Here is an 18,994-nt window from a genome sequence, read left to right on the forward strand (position 1 = left end):
GCACACTGTTTGAACGCCTGAGCTCGGCTATTGAAGTGTCGAGCCCGCTGTCGGAGTCGAAGATGAAAAACTGGCTGGACGAGATCAAGTGGGACGCTGACGGCCTGGTGCCGGCCATTGCCCAGGATCACAAGACCGGGCGCGTCCTGATGATGGCCTGGATGAACCGCGAAGCACTGGAACTGACCGCTGCCGAGAACCGTGCCATTTACTGGTCACGTTCCCGTGGCAAGCTGTGGCGCAAGGGCGAAGAGTCCGGCCACGTGCAAACCCTGCACGAGATGCGCCTGGACTGCGACGCCGACGTCATCATCCTGATGGTCGAGCAGATCGGCGACATCGCCTGTCATACCGGCCGCCAGAGCTGCTTCTACCGCGTCTATGAGAACGGCGACTGGACAACCGTCGACCCGGTCCTGAAAGATCCGCACGCCATCTATTCCGCAGGGCACAAACATGAGTGACACTCTCACCCGCCTCGCCGAGGTACTGGAGGAGCGCAAAGGCGCCGCCGCCGACAGCTCGTATGTCGCCAGCCTGTACCACAAGGGCTTGAACAAGATTCTGGAAAAAGTCGGCGAAGAGTCGGTCGAAACCATCATCGCCGCCAAGGACGCCGCCGTCAGCGGCGACTGCAGCGATGTGATCTACGAAACCGCCGACCTGTGGTTCCACAGCATGGTCATGCTCGCCCAATTGGGGCAGCATCCACAGGCTGTACTCGATGAACTGGACCGTCGTTTCGGTCTCTCCGGACACGCCGAGAAAGCCTCGCGCCCGTCCGCCTGAATAACTATTAGAGAGGAGCAGCAGCATGGGCATTTTTGACTGGAAACACTGGGTCGTCATCCTGGTTGTCGTGGTACTGGTGTTCGGCACCAAGAAACTGAAAAACCTCGGCACTGACGTCGGCGAGTCGATCAAGGGCTTCCGCAAAGCCATGAACGACGATGAAAAACCGGCCGACCCGAACGCGACCCCGGCCCAACCGGTTCCTCCGGTTCAGCCACAGGCATCCGTGAACCAGCCGCACACCATCGACGTGCAGGCACAGAAAGTCGAAGAGCCGATCCGCAAAGACGTGTGAGCACTGACTAATGTTTGGTATCAGCTTCTCTGAACTGCTGCTCGTCGGCCTCGTCGCCCTGCTGGTGCTGGGTCCCGAGCGCTTGCCGGGCGCTGCGCGCACCGCCGGCCTGTGGGTCGGGCGCCTGAAGCGCAGCTTCAACGCAATCAAACAGGAAGTTGAACGTGAAATCGGTGCCGACGAGATTCGTCGGCAACTGCACAACGAGCACATCCTGTCGCTTGAGCAGGAGGCGCGGAAAATCTTCACGCCGACCCAGCAGGAGCCGACACCGGTGGAGCATGTGGGTACGCAGACGATTCTTGCGCCTGCCGCGGCTGTCGACCCGACACCTGCTCCGACGGCGGAACCTGCGCCTGTTGTGGCAGCGATGCCGGTTGAACCCGTTGCTCCAGCCGCCGCGCCGACAACGCCAGCGCCCAATGACACCACTTTGCCGCCGCGAGCCCCATGAGCGATCTCCCTGAAAACGACCAGCACATGCCGCTGGTTTCGCACCTCACCGAGTTGCGTACCCGTCTGCTGCGCTGTGTAGCGGCGATCTTCATCATCTTTGCCGGGCTGTTTGCCTTTACCCAGCAGATCTACACCTTCGTCTCCACGCCGCTGCGCGCGTACCTGCCCGCTGGCGCGACGATGATTGCCACTGACGTGTCGTCGCCGTTCCTGACGCCACTGAAGCTGACGATGATGGTCTCGCTGTTCCTGGCCATTCCGGTGATCCTGCACCAGATCTGGGGTTTCATCGCCCCCGGCCTGTACAAGCATGAAAAACGCATCGCCGTGCCCTTGCTGGTCTCCAGCATCTTTCTGTTCTACGCCGGCATGGCCTTCGCCTATTTCCTGGTGTTCCCGCTGATCTTCAAGTTCTTCGCTGCCGCCACCCCGGCCGGCGTGGAAATGATGACCGACATCACCAGTTACCTCGATTTCGTCATGACGTTGTTCTTCGCCTTTGGCGTAGCGTTCGAGATTCCGGTGGCCGTGGTGCTGCTGGTGTGGATCGGCGTGGTTGATGTCAAATACCTGAAGAAAATCCGTCCGTACGTGATCATCGGCTGCTTCGTGGTCGGCATGATCCTGACACCACCGGACATCTTCTCGCAGACCCTGCTGGCCGTTCCGATGTGGCTGTTGTTCGAGATCGGCATCCTGTTCGGCAGCCTGATCAGCAAGCGCGGCGACCATCCGGAAGACCAACCGGCTGACGATCACAACGACCAGCCGCCAGCGACCCAAGCGTGAACCTGCTGCTCCTCGAAGAGGCCGATTTCATTGCGGCCGACCGCGTGATCCTGCGTGATCGCCGGTTGACCCACATGCAGGAAGTCCACCGCTGCGAAGTCGGTGACAGCATGCGCGTCGGGCGAATCGGCGGTTTGATGGGTTCGGCCGAAGTGCTGCGCCTGGACGCCGACGAAGCGGAATTGCGCGTCACCCTCGACCAGCCACCACCGGCCAAGCTGCCACTGACCCTGGTATTGGCCCTGCCACGGCCCAAGATGCTGCGCAGGGTGTTCCAGACCGTGGCGGCCATGGGTGTGCCACGGGTCGTGCTGGTCAACAGCTATCGCGTCGAGAAGAGCTTCTGGCAGACCCCGTTCCTGGAGCCAGAGGCGATTCGCGAGCAGCTAATCCTCGGCCTGGAACAGGCGCGGGACAGTGTGTTGCCGGAAGTCGTGATCGAGAAGCGCTTCAAGCCCTTCGTCGAAGACCGTCTGCCCGCGATGACCGAAGGCACCCTCGGCCTGGTGGGGCATCCGGGCAATTACCCGCCCTGCCCTCGCGCACTCAGCGAACCGGTGACCCTGGCCATCGGCCCCGAGGGTGGCTGGATTCCCTACGAGATCGACCTGCTGGGCAAATCCGGCCTGCAACCGGTGCAACTGGGCGAACGCATCCTGCGGGTCGAAACCGCCGTGACCGCGTTGCTGGCACGCCTCTTTTAAATCCAGACACTGTCCCTGTGGGAGCGAGCTTGCTCGCGATAGCGGAGTAACAGTCGACATCCGTGTTGCCTGAAACAACGCCATCGCGAGCAAGCTCGCTCCCACAGGTCAACATTTGCCACAGATGATCACTTGCCCGTACATCGGGAGTCACCTACAGAATCCAGCCCTCCTGCCGATAAAGCCCCCATAAAACCATTGTTTGGTCCGGGGAGTTTCAGCATGTACCAATGGCTAACCGAGAATCTGGGAAACGTCAGCGTCAAACGCAAGCTGGGGATCGGCTTCGGTCTGGTGCTGCTGCTGACCCTGCTGATCACCTTCACCGGCTGGAGCGGCCTGAGCGGCGTGACCAGCCGCGGCGATAAACTGGGGTTCATCGCCAGTCTCAACGACCTGACCAAGGACCTGCGCATTGCACGCCTGGATTACGAGATGCGTCGCGGCGAACAAGGTCCCGGCGCCGTCAACGATCTGTTAGGCAAACTCGAAAGCGGCCTGCAGACCGCCCGCGGCCTGATCGAGCAACCGGCCGATACGGCCATGGTCGATCAACAACTGGCCGCTGTCGCCGAATACCGCCGCGCCTTCAACGACATGACCCAGGCCGGCGCCCAGCGTGAAGACGCCCGCAGCAAGCTCGGCGCCACTGCCGACAATGCCGTGGCCCGCGTCGCCGAAGTGGAAAAATCCATGCTGCAAGGCGACAGCGTAGCGGCGTTCAACAGCGTGATCGACCTGAGCAAACTGATCCAGCAGGCGCGCTTCCAGGTTCGCGGCTACACCTACAGCGGTAAGAGCGAAGCCGAACAGCCAGCCCTCGACGCGATCGACAACGCCCTGAAGAACCTCGAGAGCCTGCCGATCAAACTGCCTGAAGAACACATCGCCAACCTGCAACAGGCAACTGACTCGCTGAGAGCCTATCGCGCCGCCGTCAGCCAGTTCCGCGACTCCCAGGTGGCCAGCGCCAAGGCCCTGGCACGCATGTCCACCCAAGGCGACATCCTGTTGGACATGAGCCAGAAACTCACCGTCTCGCAAACCGTCGTGCGTGACACCGACGCCGCCCATGCCAAGAACATGCTGACCCTCGCCACCGTGCTGGCCATCGCCTTCGGCCTGCTGGCCGCCTGGGCGATCACCCGGCAGATCATCATTCCATTGAACCAGACCCTGATCGTGGCCCAGCGCGTCGCCAGTGGCGACCTGACCCACAACCTGACGTCGCAGCGCCGCGACGAACTCGGCCAGTTGCAGCGGGCCATGCAAAGCATGACCCAAGGGCTGCGCGAACTGATCGGCGGCATCAGCGATGGCGTCACGCAGATCGCCAGCGCCGCTGAAGAGCTGTCTGCCGTCACCGAGCAGACCAGCGCCGGGGTCAACAGTCAGAAGGTCGAAACCGATCAGGTCGCAACCGCCATGAACGAAATGGCCGCCACCGTGCAGGAAGTTGCGCGCAACGCCGAAGAAGCCTCCGAAGCCGCCGTCGCCGCCGATCAGCAGGCCCGGGAGGGCGACAAAGTCGTCGGCGAAGCCATCGCCCAGATCGAACGCTTGGCCGCGGAAGTCGGTCACTCCACCGAGGCCATGGGCGAACTCAAGCGCGAAAGCGACAAGATCGGCAGCGTGCTCGACGTGATCAAGTCCGTGGCCCAGCAAACCAACCTGCTGGCCCTCAACGCCGCGATTGAAGCCGCCCGTGCCGGTGAGGCCGGCCGTGGTTTTGCCGTGGTGGCAGACGAAGTCCGCAGCCTGGCCCAGCGCACACAGAAGTCCACCGAAGAGATCGAAGAGCTGATCGTCGGCCTGCAAAACGGCACCCAGCAAGTGGCGACCATCATGGACAACAGCCGCACCCTGACCGACAGCAGCGTCGAACTGACCCGCCGTGCCGGCGGTTCACTGGAAAGCATCACCCGCACGGTGTCGGCGATCCAGGCGATGAACCAGCAGATCGCCGCGGCTGCCGAACAGCAAAGCGCCGTGGCGGAGGAGATCAACCGCAGCGTGCTGAATGTGCGGGATGTGTCGGATCAGACGTCGGCGGCGAGTGAAGAGACGGCAGCGTCCAGCGTTGAGCTGGCGCGGTTGGGGACTCATTTGCAGTTGCTGGTGGGCAAGTTCAGGGTTTGAGGTGATCCGTATGCCTCGGCCTACCAAAGACCGAGGTGATGCCTTCGCGGGCAAGCTCACAGGGCTCGACAGTGTTGCGCCAACCGCATGAACGCCAAAGTGAAAGCGATCGGCCAGACGCTGCCGTTACAGAATCGGGTGCAAGCTCAAGAACAAACTTCAAGCCATAAAAAACCCCGCTTTCGCGGGGTTTTTTATTATGCCAACTGAGGCTGCACGCTCAACGGCTTGAGCGGCAACAACGGTGCATGAGGATCGGCCTTCACCGACTTGCGCCACGCGCCCAGCCACTCTGGATGGCCTTCGTTCCAAACCTGCTCATGCAGGCGGGCCAGAGCTACCGGATCGCTCAACAACTGCACACGCTCGTTGTTGGTCAGGCCTTCGGGCCCGACTTTCATTGCATGCCGTACCCGTTCGATCCGCAGCCATTCGATCGGCTCGGACTGATTGTGCCGGGAAGTCGCCAACGAGCACGCCAGGGCGTTTTGCTGTGGATCGACCACCGAGCGGACGAAGCCGTCGTTCAGCGCGTGCCAGCGGTTTTCGTGGGTGTACTGGTCGGTCGCCAGCAGTGCCTGTGGCGGATTGTATTCCTCAGGGATCAGGAACAGGTTCTCGTCACGGGACTTCAGGCCCAGACCGACACGGCTGGAGATCACCGACACCGGGATCGACAGCATCAACGAACCGACGATCGGCACCAGCCACCACAGGAAGCTCGGGTTCAGCCAGATCACCAGCATGGCCCAGAAGAAGCCCAGCAAGGTTTGCGGACCGTGGCGCTTGACCGCTTCGCTCCACGGCGTGGAGTCGTCGTCACGCTGCGGCGAGTTCCAGGTCGCGGCCCAGCCGAGGAACGCGGCCAGTACGAAACGGGTGTGGAAAATCATCCGCACCGGCGCCAGCAGCATGGAGAACAACATCTCCAGCAGCATCGACAGGGTCACCTTGAACTTGCCGCCGAACTCTTTCGCACCCTTGGCCCAGATCAGGATGATGCTCAACAGCTTCGGCAGGAACAGCAGCACGATGGTGGTCGAGAACAGCGCGATCGCCTTGTCCGGATGCCATTGTGGCCACAGCGGATAGAGCTGACGCGGTTCGAGGAAGTATTGCGGTTCCATCAGCGTGTTGACCGCCAGCAGCGCGGTCGACAGCACCAGGAAGAAGAACCACAACGGCGCCGACAGGTAGGACATCACGCCGGTCAGGAACACCGCGCGGTGCACCGGGTGCATGCCCTTGACCAGGAAAAGGCGGAAGTTCATCAGGTTGCCGTGGCACCAGCGACGGTCGCGCTTGAGTTCGTCCAGCAGGTTCGGCGGCAGTTCTTCATAGCTGCCCGGCAAATCGTAGGCAATCCACACGCCCCAGCCGGCACGACGCATGAGCGCGGCTTCGACGAAGTCGTGGGACAGAATCGCACCGGCGAATGCGCCTTTACCGGGCAATGGCGCCAGGGCGCAGTGCTCGATGAACGGCTTCATGCGGATGATCGCGTTGTGGCCCCAGTAGTGCGATTCGCCCAACTGCCAGAAGTGCAGGCCGGCAGTGAACAGCGGACCGTACACGCGGGTGGCGAACTGCTGCATGCGAGCATAAAGGGTGTCCATGCCCGACGCACGCGGCGCGGTCTGGATGATCCCGGCGTCCGGCGTGGCCTCCATCAGGCGTACCAGACTGGTCAGGCACTCACCGCTCATCACGGAGTCGGCGTCGAGTACGACCATGTACTTGTAGTCACCGCCCCAACGACGGCAGAAGTCGTCGAGGTTGCCGCTTTTACGTTTTACGCGACGACGACGGCGGCGATAGAAAATCTTGCCGAAGCCCCCGGCTTCGCGGCAGACATCCAGCCAGGCCTGTTGCTCGGCGACGCAGATGTCGGCGTCGTTACTGTCGCTGAGGACGAAGAAGTCGAAGCGGTCCAGGTCACCCGTGGCCGCGACCGATTCGAACGTTGCACGCAGACCGGCGAATACCCGAGGCACGTCTTCGTTGCAGATTGGCATCACCAGCGCGGTGCGCGCATCCTTTGGAATCGGCTCGTTACCAGCACTTTTACCGGAGATGCGGTATTTATCGTGCCCGGTTAGCAACTCGAGAAAGCCCATCAACGCGGTCCAGAAACCGGCCGAAACCCAGCAGAACAGAATCCCGAACAGGATCAGGATGCTGGTCTGCAATGCATATGGCAGCACTTGGGTGGCGGTTTGCAGTAACGGTTGGTGCAAGACTTCGTCGAGGTCGACGAATGACCAGCCCTGGTAAGGCATGAGGCCTTTCATGAACCAGCCGGCGACGATGGTCTGACCGAGCATCAGTACTAGCAGAATGTAGCGGCGGATCGAACCGACGGTGCGCCAGCGCGCGGCCGGCAACACGTTCTCGTCTTTCGGCGGCTTCGGCGGATTGGTGCGACCGGTCAGACGCCGCCAGCCGCGCACCAGAATATTGGTGCGCCACGGCTCCGGCACGACTTTGGTCCGACGAATCGGTGGGGTCGCCTTAAGGCAGACGCGACCGCTGGCGTCGAGCACCAGCATTTCGGCGTCCTGCAATTCTTCGGCAGTGCTCAGGGTCAAGCGCTTGCCGACCGAAGCCTGGGCGGCCTCGGCTGGCGCGTCGAAAGTCGAGGACGACAGACGCTCATGCAGTTCACTGAAAGACCTGCAGCCCGCGAGTTCCGCGCGCTGCTGGTCGGTCATCGGCAGATGCGCCAGATACTCGGAAAGAGTTTCTGGCCGTACTTGAGAGTTACTCATCGGCAGGCAACTGATAGCTCCAGGTCTCGGTCAGGACTTCTTCAGTCGGGGCCGATTCCGGTGTGGCTGGGGCCGCGTCGGCAGCGACAGGCTGCTTGGCGTCTTTATTGGCCTTGTCCTTGGCATCTGCAACAGGCTTGGCTTCGGCCTGCTTGGCCTCCGCTTGCCTGGCTTCCTTGTCCGCTTTCTCTTGTTGCTTGGCGGCAACCTTGTCGGCCTTGGCAACCGACGAGTTCGACGACGGAATCGAAGTCTTGGCCAGGTCCGCCGGCACGATGTTCTGCACCAGCGCGGCACGCATCTCGGTGGACTTGCTCGGATCCTTGATCTTCATCCGCAAGGTCAGGCGCCAGCCTTTGGTTTCAGGATTATAGCGAACGCTGTTTTCCACCAGCTCGGCGTTGTCGCCGACGCTGACCTGGCTGCGAACGTCCGCTTCGGCCGGCAAAGCCGCCAGGGACGGGCCTTCAAAGTCCACCAGGTAGGCAACGCTGCCGTCCGGCTGACGAATCAGGTTGGACTGCTTGACGTCACCAGTGGAGCGCAGGGTTTGTTTGACCCAGGCGCTGTCCGGCGCGTGAATCGAGGCTTCATCCATGGTCCAGTGCATACGATAAGCGACATCGAGCGGCTGGCCAGGTTCCGGCAATTTTTCCGGATTCCAGAAAGCAACGATGTTGTCGTTGGTTTCGTCAGCGGTCGGAATCTCGACCAGGTCGACCGTACCCTTGCCCCAGTCACCCTTCGGCTCGATCCAGGCGCTTGGACGCTTGTCGTAGCGGTCGTCGAGGTCTTCGTAGTGGCTGAAGTCGCGGCCACGTTGCAGCAGACCAAAGCCGCGCGGGTTTTCAACGCTGAAGTTGCTCACGGCCAGGTGCTTCGGATTGTTCAGCGGACGCCAGATCCACTCGCCGTTGCCGGCATGGATCGCCAGGCCGCTGGAATCGTGCAGCTCGCGACGGTAGTTCAGTACTTTCGACGGCTGGTTGGCGCCGAACAGGAACATGCTGGTCAACGGGGCGATGCCCAGTTTGCCGACCTTGTCACGCAGGAACATCTGCGCCTTGACGTCGACGATGGTATCGCTGCCCGGACGCAGGGTCAGGCGGTAGGCGCCGGTGGCACGAGGAGAATCCAGCAGGGCGAAGATCACCAGGTGCTTGTCGCCTGGCTTGGGCTGCTGAATCCAGAACTCGCGGAAACGCGGGAATTCTTCGCCGGACGGCAATGCGGTATCAAGCGCCATGCCGCGAGCGGACAAACCATAGACATGACCCTTGCCGACGACGCGGAAGTAGCTCGCGCCAAGCATGGTCATGATTTCGTCTTGCTTGTCGGCCTTGTTGATCGGGTACAGCACACGGAAACCGGCATAACCCAGTTGTTCGGTGGCCTTTGGATCGAACTTCATATCGCCGAAGTCGAAACGACTCGGATCGTATTTGATCTCTTCGACGGTGTTCGCGGTGATTTCGTTGATTTTCACCGGCGTATCGAAATGCATGCCCTGGTGATAGAAGGACAGCTTGAACGGCGTCTTCTGGTCAGCCCACTCGGCTTTTTCCGTCAGAAAACGAATTTTCTGATAGTCCGCGAATTTCATGTCGCGGAACTCGTTCGGCAGGTTACTGCGCGGCGCTTCGAATTTCTGCGCGGCCAGTTCTTTTGCCTTGACCGATACATCATCCAGACTGAATGCCCAAAGCTGACCGGCGCTGAGCAGGCAGAGCAGTGCAGAGCCCGCTACCAGGGCGCTGCGTAACCGTTTGGCAGACAATTTTGGTGCGTTACAGGGACTAACAATCACGAGCAACCCTCGCCGAAAACAGATCAAAAAACCAACGGCCAGTTAAAGGGCCTGCACGGTGTACGGTATGAAAAAACCGCCCTTGCAAACCACTCTTGCCAAGTTGGCGAGCATTGTTCCGACTCCGCTGTGGCGAAATGATTCCCCAATCGGATCCGGACAAGTCTCTACCTAAGTCAAAATGGACCAACGAACGCTGATCCCCGTAGCGCGGGATTATCTAGTAGGCCGCGTTACAACGCATCAGGGGTAACAAAGTATTTATCGCGAAAAACCCCTGTTTTCAGTCGAAATGAACGTAAAAACTTGTTTCAAGCGCTTTCAGGTCTGTAACAGGAAGGTTACCGGGCCATCATTGACCAGGTGCACCTGCATATCCGCGCCGAATCTACCTGATGCCACAGTGCCATGCACCTGTTTCGCTTTGCTTAATAGATAGTCGAACAGCTCCTCGCCCAACGCCGGAGGGGCCGCGGTCGAGAAACTCGGACGCAGCCCGTTTTTTGTATCGGCAGCCAGGGTGAACTGAGAGACCAGCAGCAGCCCACCGCCCACATCCGCCAAGGACAGATTCATCTTGCCCTCAGCGTCACTGAATACCCGATAGTTAAGCAGCTTATTAAGGAGTTTGTCAGCGCTGGCCCGCGTATCGTCGGGCTCGACGGCTACCAGGACCAGCAATCCCTGATCGACGGCACCCACGATCTCGCCCGCGACCTCGACCCGCGCGCCGCGCACCCGTTGCAGCAGGCCCTTCATGCTTCTTCAGGCGGCAGGTCGAGCAGACGCCGGGCCATCTGATTGGCGGCGCGTACCAGTGCGTCGGTGATGCCAGGCTCGGAAGCGGCATGACCGGCATCGCGGATGACCTGCAGTTCGCTGTTCGGCCAGGCTTGATGCAATTCCCAGGCGTTATCCAGCGGGCAGATCACGTCGTAGCGACCATGAATGATCACGCCGGGCAAATGGGCGATCTTGCCCATGTCGCGGATCAGCTGATTCTGCTCCAGGAAGGCGTGGTTGCTGAAGTAGTGGCATTCGATGCGGGCAATCGACAACGCACGTTGAGGCTCGGAGAAACGGTCGACTACCAGAGGGTTAGGGCGCAGGGTCGCGGTGCGGCCCTCCCAGGTCGACCAGGCCTTGGCCGCGTGCATCTGGGCGATCTGGTCGTTGCCGACCAGGCGTTTGTGGAACGCAGCGAGCAAGTCGTCGCGCTCGTCCAGCGGGATCGGCGCGATGTAGTCCTGCCAGTAATCGGGGAACAGGCGGCTGGCGCCGGCCTGATAGAACCATTCGATTTCCTGCGGACGGCAGAGAAAGATCCCCCGCAGGATCAGGCCGTGTACCCGCTCAGGATGGGTTTGCGCGTAGGCCAGCGCCAGGGTCGAACCCCAGGAGCCACCAAACAGCACCCATTTTTCGATGCCCAGATGCTGGCGAATCCGCTCGAGGTCGGCGACCAGGTCCCAGGTGGTGTTGTTTTCCAGGCTGGCGTGGGGGGTCGAGCGACCACAACCGCGCTGGTCGAAGGTGACGATGCGATAAAGATTTGGATCGAAGTAGCACCGACTCTGGGCATCACATCCGGCACCGGGGCCGCCGTGGATGAACACCACCGGCAAACCTTCCGGTGAACCGCTTTCGTCGACATACAGCGTGTGGGTCTCGTCGACGGCCAGATCGTGCCGGGCGTGGGGTTTGATCTGCGGGTACAAAGTCTGCATTGCGCACTCCGTAAGGGGTCGAGGTCATCCCTGGGGGGACTTCTATTATTCTGCCGTTGGGCATCATAAACCCGAATTACGTCAATGAGCATGCCCGTGCGAAGTCAGAGTTTTTCCGCAAGATAACCAAACAGGGTTTCGTACAGCGCATCGACCTCGGCCACCTGCCCACGGGCCCGTAAACAGCCATGGACCAAACCCTCGCCGACGTACAATGTGGCAGCAACGCCCGCGGCACTCAGTCGCTCGGCATACAGTACGCCGTCATCACGCAACGGGTCCAATTGCGCCACGGAGATCCATGCCGGTGGCAGTCTGCTGAAATCCGTGGCAAGCAATGGCATGGCGTAGGCGTTCGGATGGCGGGTGCCCTGCAGGTAAAGCGAGTGATAGCAATCGACGTCACTGCTGCTGAGTAACGGCGCGTCGATGCACTCACTGCGCGACGGCAGCCGGTGATCGCCGCCCAAGCCCGGATAGATCAGGACCTGCGCGCACGGCACCGGCTCGCCGGCATCGCGCAGCGCCAGGCACAACGCTGCCGCGAGGTTGCCACCGGCACTGTCGCCGGCCACCAGCGTACGCGCAGGGTCAAGTTTGAACGGCCCGGTGCGCAACGCCCGCCAGACTTTGAGGCAATCGTCGAAGGCCGCCGGAAACGGATGTTCCGGCGCCAGGCGGTAATCGACGGCGATCACCAACACGCCCAGGGTCGAGGCCAGTTCCGCGCAAATGAAGTCGTGGGAATCCAGATCCCCCACCACCCAGCCACCGCCATGTAGATAGACGATGCACGGCACGCCACCAGCAGAAGGTGAAACCGGCGGCTGATACGAACGAACGGCAACCCCCGCCAACTCGAAATCGACCACATACAACCCGGCGGGACGCGGCGGCGTGAATGCCCGGCACATCTCGCTATAGGCCCGGCGCAGACCTTCGGGGCCGTTGTCGGTGCTGTTGAAACTGACGGTTTTCTCGACGAAAGCCGTCATCTGCTCGGAAAGTGGATAAGGAGCCATAAGACTGGTGCAAGCCTGTTCAGGTTTTCAAGGCGTACTTATGACCTGTGGGAGCGAGCTTGCTCGCGATTGCGAACTGACAGGCAACATAGATGTTGAATGTGAGGGCGCCATCGCGAGCAAGCTCGCTCCCACAGGTTTTGCAAACATCTGGAAAGGTGTCAGTTCTTCAGACTGGTCTGAACCGTGGCCACGCCATCCTTGCCATCAAAACTGCTGACACCCGCCAGCCAGCGCTGGAGATCTTCCGGATGCTCGCGCAGCCATTTTTTCGCGACATCCTGAGCCGATTGGCGCTCCATGATCGGCACCATCAACTGGCTTTCCTGGGCGGCGGTGAAGGTCAGGTTTTCCAGCAGTCGATTGACGTTCGGGCAGCGCTGGGCGTAATCCGGCGCGGTTACGGTGGAAACGGTCGCAGCACCTTCATTCGGGCCGTACACGTCTTCGCTGCCGGTCAGGTAGGCGATCTTCATGTTGATGTTCATCGGGTGTGGAGTCCAACCGACGAACACCACGAACTCCTTGCGATTCACGGCGCGCTGTACGGCGGCGAGCATGCCGGCTTCACCGGACTCGATCAGTTTGAAATCCTTCAGGCCGAAGTGATTGGTTTCGATCATGGTCTTGATCGTGGTGTTGGCGCCGCTGCCCGGCTCGATCCCGTAGATCTTGCCGCCAAGCTGATCCTTGAATCTGGCGATGTCGGAGAAGGTCTTCAGGCCCGCCGCTGCTACATAGTCAGGGACTGCAAGGGTGGCCTGGGCATCAGCCAGGCTCGGCTTGTCCATGACTTTGACTTGATTGGCGGCCAGGAACGGCGCGATGTTTTTGTCCATCGCCGGTTTCCAGTAACCAAGGAAAATGTCCAGGCGCTTGTCGCGGATCCCGGCGAAGATGATTTGCTGAACGGCGCTGGTCTGTTTGCTTTCGTAGCCGAGGCCATTGAGCAACACGTCGGCCATGCCGCTGGTGGCGATCACATCGGTCCAGTTGACCACGCCCATGCGCACTGTTTTGCAGGAGGCGTCGTCAGCGGCCAGGGCGCCGGTGCTCAGGAGAGCCGTGCCGCAGAGGATTGAGAGACAGCGGGCGAACAAACCTTTGGTGCTTGTCATAGAGAGCATCTCGTGCGGCAGCGATTATTGTGAGGCCGGTGTCTTTGTGCACCGTGGCCAGAACATTACGCAGCAGACGAGCGGTAAAAGCGACCTGTGGCGACCGTGTTTTGCACGGTGGCGACTGTTACGTCGCGCTTTCAAAATGAACACTTACCTGTGGGAGCGAGCTTGCTCGCGATGGCGGTGGATCAGTCGACATAGATGTAACAGACAGACCGCTATCGCGAGCAAGCTCGCTCGCTCCCACAGGGTTACGCGTCAGGCTTTAGCGCCTGTAGTGTTTTTCACCCCAGGCCAGCAAGCCTTGCAGCAACTCCTTGAGCACCAACCGCGTCGGTTCCGCCAGATCCGGGCGATAGCGGAACGGCTCGAACTCTTCCATGTAGGTGCACTGCCCCAACTCCAGTTGCACCGCGTGGATGTTCTCGGCCGGATTGCCGTAATGGCGAGTGATGTGCCCGCCCTTGAAGCGCCCGTTGAGTACGTGGGTGTAGTTGTCATGAAGCGCGCAGATCGCTTCCAGTCGGGTCGCAAGCTGTGGATCGCAACTGGCGCCGTTGAAGGTGCCGAGGTTGAAGTCCGGCAACTTGCCGTCGAACAGGTGCGGGATGATCGAGCGGATCGAGTGCGCATCGAACAGCAGCGCATAGCCGAACTCGGCCTTCAGTCGCGCCAGTTCCTGCTGCAAGGTGCTGTGGTACGGCGTCCAGATCTGCTCCAGATAAGTCGCGCGCTCTTCTTTCGAAGGCTCCAGCCCTTCGCGGAACAACGGAATGCCGTCGAACAGCGTTGCCGGGTACAGGCCGGTGGTCGCGCCCACGTACAAAGGCTTGTCGTCGGACGGTCGGTTAAGGTCGATGACGAACCGCGAGTACTCGGCCGCCAGGGTGCTTGCACCCAGTTCCGCGGCGAAGTCGTATAGCTGCGGGATGTGCCAGTCGGTGTCCGGCAGGCTTTTCGCGTCAGGGATCAACCCGGCTTCGACCGCAGGCGTCAGGCGCACACCAGCGTGGGGCATGCTGATCAGCAGCGGTACGCGGCCTTGTTTGAAGTTCAGAACCTTATCCACAACAGATCTCCTACAGACTTGATTCGACGCCGTGGCGCACGACGCGTTTTTCCAGGTCGCCGCCCAGCCAGTAACACAGGTCGGCCGGACGATCGATTTGCCAGGCGACAAAATCCGCGACCTTGCCGACCTCCAGCGAACCATGAGTATCGGCCATGCCCAGCGCGGTGGCGGCATGAATCGTCGCGCCGGCCAGGGCTTCTTCCGGGGTCATGCGGAAGCAGGTGCAAGCCATGTTCAGCATCAGGCGCAACGACAGCGCCGGTGAGGTGCCCGGGTTGAGGTCGCTGGCGATGGCGATTTTCACGCCCTGCTTGCGCAGGGCTTCCATCGGCGGCAATTGGGTTTCACGCAGGAAGTAAAAGGCGCCGGGCAACAGCACCGCGACCGTACCGGACTTGGCCATGGCGATGGCGTCGTCCTCGGTCATGAACTCCAGGTGATCGGCGGACAACGCGTGATAGCGCGCCGCCAGGCTCGAGCCATGCAGCGACGATAACTGCTCGGCGTGCAGCTTCACTGGCAGGCCCAGTGCCTGGGCGGTAATGAACACCCGCTCGACCTGCGCCGGGGAGAACGCCAGGTACTCGCAAAACGCATCCACGGCGTCGACCAGCCCTTCGGCAGCCAGGGCCGGGAGCATGTCGGCGCAGATGTGATCGATATAGTCGTCAGCGCGATCCTTGTACTCCGGCGGCAAGGCGTGAGCCGCCAGGCAGGTGCTGCGCACGCTGACCGGCAGTTCGGTGCCGAGGCGACGGGCCACACGCAGCATCTTGCGCTCGCTGGCCAGGTCCAGGCCGTAGCCGGACTTGATTTCGATGCTGGTAACGCCATCACGCATCAGGCTTTTCAGGCGCTTGGCGGCACTGGCGAACAGTTCATCTTCGCTGGCTGCGCGGGTGGCGCGTACGGTGCTGGCGATACCGCCACCGCTGGCGGCGATTTCCGCGTAGCTGACGCCTTGCAGGCGCTGTTCGAATTCACCGCTGCGGTTACCGCCGAACACCGTGTGAGTGTGGCAGTCGATCAGGCCCGGCGTGACCCAGGCCCCGTTCAAATCATTGACGGCCGGGTACTCGCCCGCCGGCAACTCACCGCGCGGGCCGATCCACTCAATGTGCGCTCCTGACGTCACGATGGCCGCATCCTCGATGATCGAGTAGACGCCTTGTTCCATGGTTGCGACGTGACAGTGTTGCCAGAGAGTTTTCATCCTTGGCCTCCATTAGGTTATCGATGAGAAAAAGTAGGATCCTGCGTCACCAGGGCTGCCTGGCCCGCCGCCGGTTTCACCCACGTCAGGTAAGCCAGCACCAGCAACACGATCCAGACCACGCCGACGATCAGCGCTGCCTGGGTGTCCGGGAAATAGCCCAGCACGCCGAAAATGAACAGCATGAAGGCAATCGCCGCCGCCGGTGCATAAGGCCAGAGCGGTACCGGAAACTTCAGTTGTGCAACCTGCTCGGCGCTCATGGACCGGCGCATGGCCACTTGGGTCACCAGAATCATCAGCCAGACCCACACCGTGGCAAAGGTCGCGACGGAAGCGATCAACAGGAACACGTTTTCCGGGATCAGGTAGTTCAGCAACACACCCAGCAACAGCGCAGCACTCATCACCACCACCGTCATCCATGGCACGCCATTGCGCGACAGGCGGGCGAAGCCCTTGGGTGCATGCCCTTGCTGGGCCAGACCGAACATCATGCGGCCAGCGCCGAAGATGTCACTGTTGATCGCCGAAATCGCCGCCGTGATCACCACGATGTTGAGGATGGTGGCCGCCGAGCTGATCCCCAGCTTGTCGAAAATCTGCACGAACGGGCTGCCCTGGCTGCCGATCTGCTGCCATGGAAAGATCGACATCAGCACCAGCATCGTCAGCACATAGAACAGCAGGATCCGCAACGGTACAGCATTGATCGCCCGGGGCAGCACGTGCTGCGGGTCTTTGGCTTCACCTGCCGTTACGCCGATGATTTCAATACCGCCAAACGCAAACATCACCACCGCGAACGAAGCGATCAGACCGCCCATGCCATTGGGCATGAAACCGCCGTGGCTCCAGAGGTTGCTGATGTCGGTCGCTTGGCCGGGGGCCGAGCTGATGCCGAACCACATGATGCCGAAACCACCCAGGATCATCGCGACGATGGCGGCGACCTTGAGCAGCGACAGCCAGAACTCCATTTCACCGAAGACTTTGACGTTGCACAGGTTCAGGCCGCCAACGATGGAAACGACACCCAGCACCCAGATCCAGCGGGAAACCTCCGGAAACCAGAAGCCCATGTAGATACCGAATGCAGTGACATCGGCCATGCCGACGATGACCATTTCGAATGCGTAGGTCCAACCGAGGATGAAGCCCGCCATCGGCCCCAGATAGGTGCTGGCGTACTGGCCGAAAGAGCCGGCCACCGGGTTGTGCACCGCCATCTCACCGAGGGCGCGCATGACCATGAACACCGCCGCACCACCGATCAGGTAAGCGAGCAGTACCGCAGGACCGGCCATTTGAATGGCCGAGGCAGATCCATAAAACAGCCCGGTGCCGATTGCCGACCCCAGCGCCATGAAGCGAATATGTCGGGCAGAGAGCCCGCGTTTCAAACCTTTTTCTGGCTGTTGCATTTCTCGTCCCTAATTATTGTTATCCGACGCAAAATCGAATCGCGAGCGAGTTCGCTCCCACATTGGGTGGCATGCACCTGTGGGAGCGAGCCTGCTCGCGAAGGGGCAATTACAGGCTAGGCAGCAACTTCGCCGAAACCAGCTCGTTCAGGCAACGGGAAGCCAGCAACTCGCTCGCAGCGTTGATATCCGGTGCAAAGAAGCGGTCCTTCTCATAGAACGGCACTTCGTTACGCAGAATGGCACGGGCTTTTTCCAGTTTTGGCGAAGTCTTCAGACCATTGCGCAGGTCCAGGCCCTGGGCTGCCGCCAGCCATTCCACCGCGAGAATCCCACGGGTGTTTTCGGCCATTTCCCACAGGCGCTTGCCAGCCGCCGGAGCCATCGACACGTGGTCTTCCTGGTTGGCGGAAGTCGGCAGGCTGTCCACCGAATGCGGATGGGACAACGCCTTGTTCTCGCTGGCCAATGCCGCCGCGGTCACCTGGGCGATCATGAAGCCGGAGTTCACACCGCCGTTGGCCACCAGGAACGGCGGCAGTTGCGACATGTGCTTGTCCATCATCAGCGAGATACGGCGCTCGCTCAGGGAACCGATTTCAGCGATGGCCAATGCCATGTTGTCAGCGGCCATGGCCACCGGCTCGGCGTGGAAGTTGCCACCGGAGATCACGTCACCTTCAGCGGCGAAAACCAACGGGTTGTCGGAAACGGCGTTGGATTCGATCGCCAGTACTTCGGCCGCTTGACGGAACTGGGTCAGGCAGGCACCCATGACTTGTGGCTGGCAACGCAGGGAGTACGGGTCTTGTACCTTCTCGCAGTTTTCATGGGAGTCGGAGACTTCGCTGCGCTCGCCCAGCAGATCGCGATAAGCGGCGGCGGCGTCGATCTGGCCTTTCTGGCCACGGGCAGCATGGATACGGGCGTCGAACGGCGAACGCGAGCCCAGGACCGCTTCAACGGTCAAGCCGCCCAGTGCCAAGGCACCAGCAAACAGGTCTTCACCTTCGAACAGGCCACGCAGGGCAAACGCGGTGGACACCTGGGTGCCGTTGAGCAGCGCCAGGCCTTCTTTCGCGGCGAGGGTCAGCGGGGTCAGACCAGCAACTTTCAGCGCTTCGGTGGCTTCCATCCACTCGCCCTTGTAGCGAGCCTTGCCTTCGCCCAGCAGCACCAGCGACATGTGGGCCAGAGGCGCCAGGTCACCGGAAGCACCGACCGAGCCTTTCAATGGAATGTGCGGGTAAACCTCGGCATTGATCAGGGCGATCAGCGCGTCAATCACCACACGACGGATGCCAGAGAAACCACGACTCAGGCTGTTGACCTTGAGCACCATGATCAGACGCACCAGCTCATCGCTGATCGGCTGGCCGACACCGGCGGCGTGGGACAGCACCAGCGAGCGCTGCAGGTTTTCCAGGTCTTCGCTGGCAATGCGGGTCGAGGCCAGCAGACCGAAACCGGTGTTGATACCGTAGGCGGTGCGGTTCTCGGCGAGGATCTGTTCCACGCAGGCAACGCTGGCTTCGATCTGGGCCGAGGCGCTGTTGTCGAGGGTCAGTTTCACCGGCTGCTGATAGACGTCACGCAGTTGGGCGAGGGTCAGTTGGCCGGGAATCAGATTTAGCGCAGTCATTTTTGTGCTCCTTTTGAGAGTTA

General features: G+C 61.1%; 17 protein-coding genes and 1 pseudogene. 8 read left to right on the forward strand and 10 right to left on the reverse strand.

Translation table 11 applies throughout. The features are described 5' to 3' along the window. Window positions 1-62: 62 nt before the first annotated feature. The 8 genes and pseudogenes from hisI to AC1RDQ_RS11740 all read left to right on the forward strand — a co-directional run bounded on the left by hisI (window position 63) and on the right by AC1RDQ_RS11740 (window position 5,175). Window positions 63-464 (forward strand): phosphoribosyl-AMP cyclohydrolase, encoded by a 402-nt coding sequence (gene hisI, locus AC1RDQ_RS11705; RefSeq protein WP_007989281.1) that lies wholly within the window; start codon window positions 63-65, stop codon window positions 462-464. Continuing rightward, window positions 457-789, forward strand: coding sequence for a phosphoribosyl-ATP diphosphatase (locus AC1RDQ_RS11710; protein WP_007975564.1), 333 nt, complete (start codon window positions 457-459; stop codon window positions 787-789). The genes hisI and AC1RDQ_RS11710 overlap by 8 nt, the downstream gene beginning before the upstream one ends. Window positions 790-814: 25 nt before the next feature. After that, window positions 815-1,087, forward strand: a complete 273-nt coding sequence (locus AC1RDQ_RS11715) for a twin-arginine translocase TatA/TatE family subunit (protein WP_057712370.1) — start codon at window positions 815-817, stop codon at window positions 1,085-1,087. A gap of 10 nt (window positions 1,088-1,097) precedes the next feature. Next, window positions 1,098-1,541, forward strand: a complete 444-nt coding sequence (tatB, locus tag AC1RDQ_RS11720; protein WP_150811974.1) for a Sec-independent protein translocase protein TatB — start codon at window positions 1,098-1,100, stop codon at window positions 1,539-1,541. Then, complete coding sequence (gene tatC, locus AC1RDQ_RS11725) at window positions 1,538-2,332, forward strand: twin-arginine translocase subunit TatC (RefSeq protein ID WP_057712372.1); 795 nt, start codon at window positions 1,538-1,540, stop codon at window positions 2,330-2,332. Before tatB ends, tatC begins: the two co-directional genes overlap by 4 nt. After that, entirely contained in the window at window positions 2,329-3,036 is a 708-nt protein-coding gene (locus tag AC1RDQ_RS11730; RefSeq protein WP_090452647.1) for a 16S rRNA (uracil(1498)-N(3))-methyltransferase, read from the forward strand. The genes tatC and AC1RDQ_RS11730 overlap by 4 nt, the downstream gene beginning before the upstream one ends. 222 nt (window positions 3,037-3,258) lie before the next feature. Next, window positions 3,259-4,320: pseudogene (locus tag AC1RDQ_RS11735) on the forward strand (methyl-accepting chemotaxis protein); the annotation flags it as partial. A 141-nt stretch (window positions 4,321-4,461) separates the two neighbouring features. Then, entirely contained in the window at window positions 4,462-5,175 is a 714-nt protein-coding gene (locus tag AC1RDQ_RS11740) for a methyl-accepting chemotaxis protein (protein WP_492587503.1), read from the forward strand. Between the two features lie 197 nt (window positions 5,176-5,372). On the opposite strand, the gene mdoH is transcribed toward AC1RDQ_RS11740, so the two are convergent. From mdoH to hutH, 10 genes are all read right to left on the reverse strand, one after another. Beyond that, a complete protein-coding gene (mdoH, locus tag AC1RDQ_RS11745; RefSeq protein ID WP_492587327.1) occupies window positions 5,373-7,943 on the reverse strand; it encodes a glucans biosynthesis glucosyltransferase MdoH in 2,571 nt (856 codons plus the stop codon). Continuing rightward, entirely contained in the window at window positions 7,936-9,750 is a 1,815-nt protein-coding gene (locus AC1RDQ_RS11750) for a glucan biosynthesis protein G (RefSeq protein ID WP_090452641.1), read from the reverse strand. Before AC1RDQ_RS11750 ends, mdoH begins: the two co-directional genes overlap by 8 nt. 321 nt (window positions 9,751-10,071) lie before the next feature. Continuing rightward, on the reverse strand, window positions 10,072-10,509 hold the full coding sequence (gene dtd / locus AC1RDQ_RS11755) for a D-aminoacyl-tRNA deacylase (protein WP_057712378.1): 438 nt from the start codon (window positions 10,507-10,509) through the stop codon (window positions 10,072-10,074). Then, window positions 10,506-11,477 (reverse strand): prolyl aminopeptidase, encoded by a 972-nt coding sequence (gene pip / locus AC1RDQ_RS11760; protein ID WP_407515064.1) that lies wholly within the window; start codon window positions 11,475-11,477, stop codon window positions 10,506-10,508. Before pip ends, dtd begins: the two co-directional genes overlap by 4 nt. Window positions 11,478-11,581: 104 nt before the next feature. Then, window positions 11,582-12,499: an alpha/beta hydrolase gene (locus AC1RDQ_RS11765; RefSeq protein WP_492587328.1), complete on the reverse strand. Its 918-nt coding sequence runs from the start codon at window positions 12,497-12,499 to the stop codon at window positions 11,582-11,584. Between the two features lie 161 nt (window positions 12,500-12,660). Continuing rightward, a complete protein-coding gene (locus AC1RDQ_RS11770) occupies window positions 12,661-13,617 on the reverse strand; it encodes a choline ABC transporter substrate-binding protein (RefSeq protein ID WP_492587330.1) in 957 nt (318 codons plus the stop codon). Window positions 13,618-13,885: 268 nt separating this feature from the next. Beyond that, a complete protein-coding gene (hutG, locus tag AC1RDQ_RS11775) occupies window positions 13,886-14,689 on the reverse strand; it encodes an N-formylglutamate deformylase (RefSeq protein WP_492587331.1) in 804 nt (267 codons plus the stop codon). Window positions 14,690-14,699: 10 nt separating this feature from the next. Continuing rightward, on the reverse strand, window positions 14,700-15,905 hold the full coding sequence (gene hutI / locus AC1RDQ_RS11780) for an imidazolonepropionase (RefSeq protein ID WP_492587332.1): 1,206 nt from the start codon (window positions 15,903-15,905) through the stop codon (window positions 14,700-14,702). A gap of 17 nt (window positions 15,906-15,922) precedes the next feature. Then, window positions 15,923-17,329 carry an amino acid permease gene (locus tag AC1RDQ_RS11785; RefSeq protein WP_102672199.1) on the reverse strand — a complete coding sequence of 469 codons (1,407 nt, stop codon included), beginning with the start codon at window positions 17,327-17,329 and terminating at the stop codon, window positions 15,923-15,925. A 109-nt stretch (window positions 17,330-17,438) separates the two neighbouring features. Beyond that, a complete protein-coding gene (hutH, locus tag AC1RDQ_RS11790) occupies window positions 17,439-18,971 on the reverse strand; it encodes a histidine ammonia-lyase (protein WP_090452629.1) in 1,533 nt (510 codons plus the stop codon). Window positions 18,972-18,994 lie beyond the last annotated feature (23 nt).

The organism is Pseudomonas sp. GW823-FHT02E01 (assembly GCF_058797535.1).

Bases quoted from the DNA above. Each gene is read 5' to 3' on its own strand.
- AC1RDQ_RS11740 (WP_492587503.1), top strand. From the start codon at position 4,462: ATGAACGAAATGGCCGCCACCGTGCAGGAAGTTGCGCGCAACGCCGAA.
- tatB (WP_150811974.1), top strand. From the start codon at position 1,098: ATGTTTGGTATCAGCTTCTCTGAACTGCTGCTCGTCGGCCTCGTCGCC.
- AC1RDQ_RS11785 (WP_102672199.1), bottom strand. From the start codon at position 17,329: ATGCAACAGCCAGAAAAAGGTTTGAAACGCGGGCTCTCTGCCCGACAT.
- AC1RDQ_RS11715 (WP_057712370.1), top strand. From the start codon at position 815: ATGGGCATTTTTGACTGGAAACACTGGGTCGTCATCCTGGTTGTCGTG.
- AC1RDQ_RS11765 (WP_492587328.1), bottom strand. From the start codon at position 12,499: ATGGCTCCTTATCCACTTTCCGAGCAGATGACGGCTTTCGTCGAGAAA.
- AC1RDQ_RS11770 (WP_492587330.1), bottom strand. From the start codon at position 13,617: ATGACAAGCACCAAAGGTTTGTTCGCCCGCTGTCTCTCAATCCTCTGC.
- dtd (WP_057712378.1), bottom strand. From the start codon at position 10,509: ATGAAGGGCCTGCTGCAACGGGTGCGCGGCGCGCGGGTCGAGGTCGCG.
- hutH (WP_090452629.1), bottom strand. From the start codon at position 18,971: ATGACTGCGCTAAATCTGATTCCCGGCCAACTGACCCTCGCCCAACTG.
- tatC (WP_057712372.1), top strand. From the start codon at position 1,538: ATGAGCGATCTCCCTGAAAACGACCAGCACATGCCGCTGGTTTCGCAC.
- hutI (WP_492587332.1), bottom strand. From the start codon at position 15,905: ATGAAAACTCTCTGGCAACACTGTCACGTCGCAACCATGGAACAAGGC.
- AC1RDQ_RS11710 (WP_007975564.1), top strand. From the start codon at position 457: ATGAGTGACACTCTCACCCGCCTCGCCGAGGTACTGGAGGAGCGCAAA.
- hisI (WP_007989281.1), top strand. From the start codon at position 63: ATGAAAAACTGGCTGGACGAGATCAAGTGGGACGCTGACGGCCTGGTG.
- mdoH (WP_492587327.1), bottom strand. From the start codon at position 7,943: ATGAGTAACTCTCAAGTACGGCCAGAAACTCTTTCCGAGTATCTGGCG.
- pip (WP_407515064.1), bottom strand. From the start codon at position 11,477: ATGCAGACTTTGTACCCGCAGATCAAACCCCACGCCCGGCACGATCTG.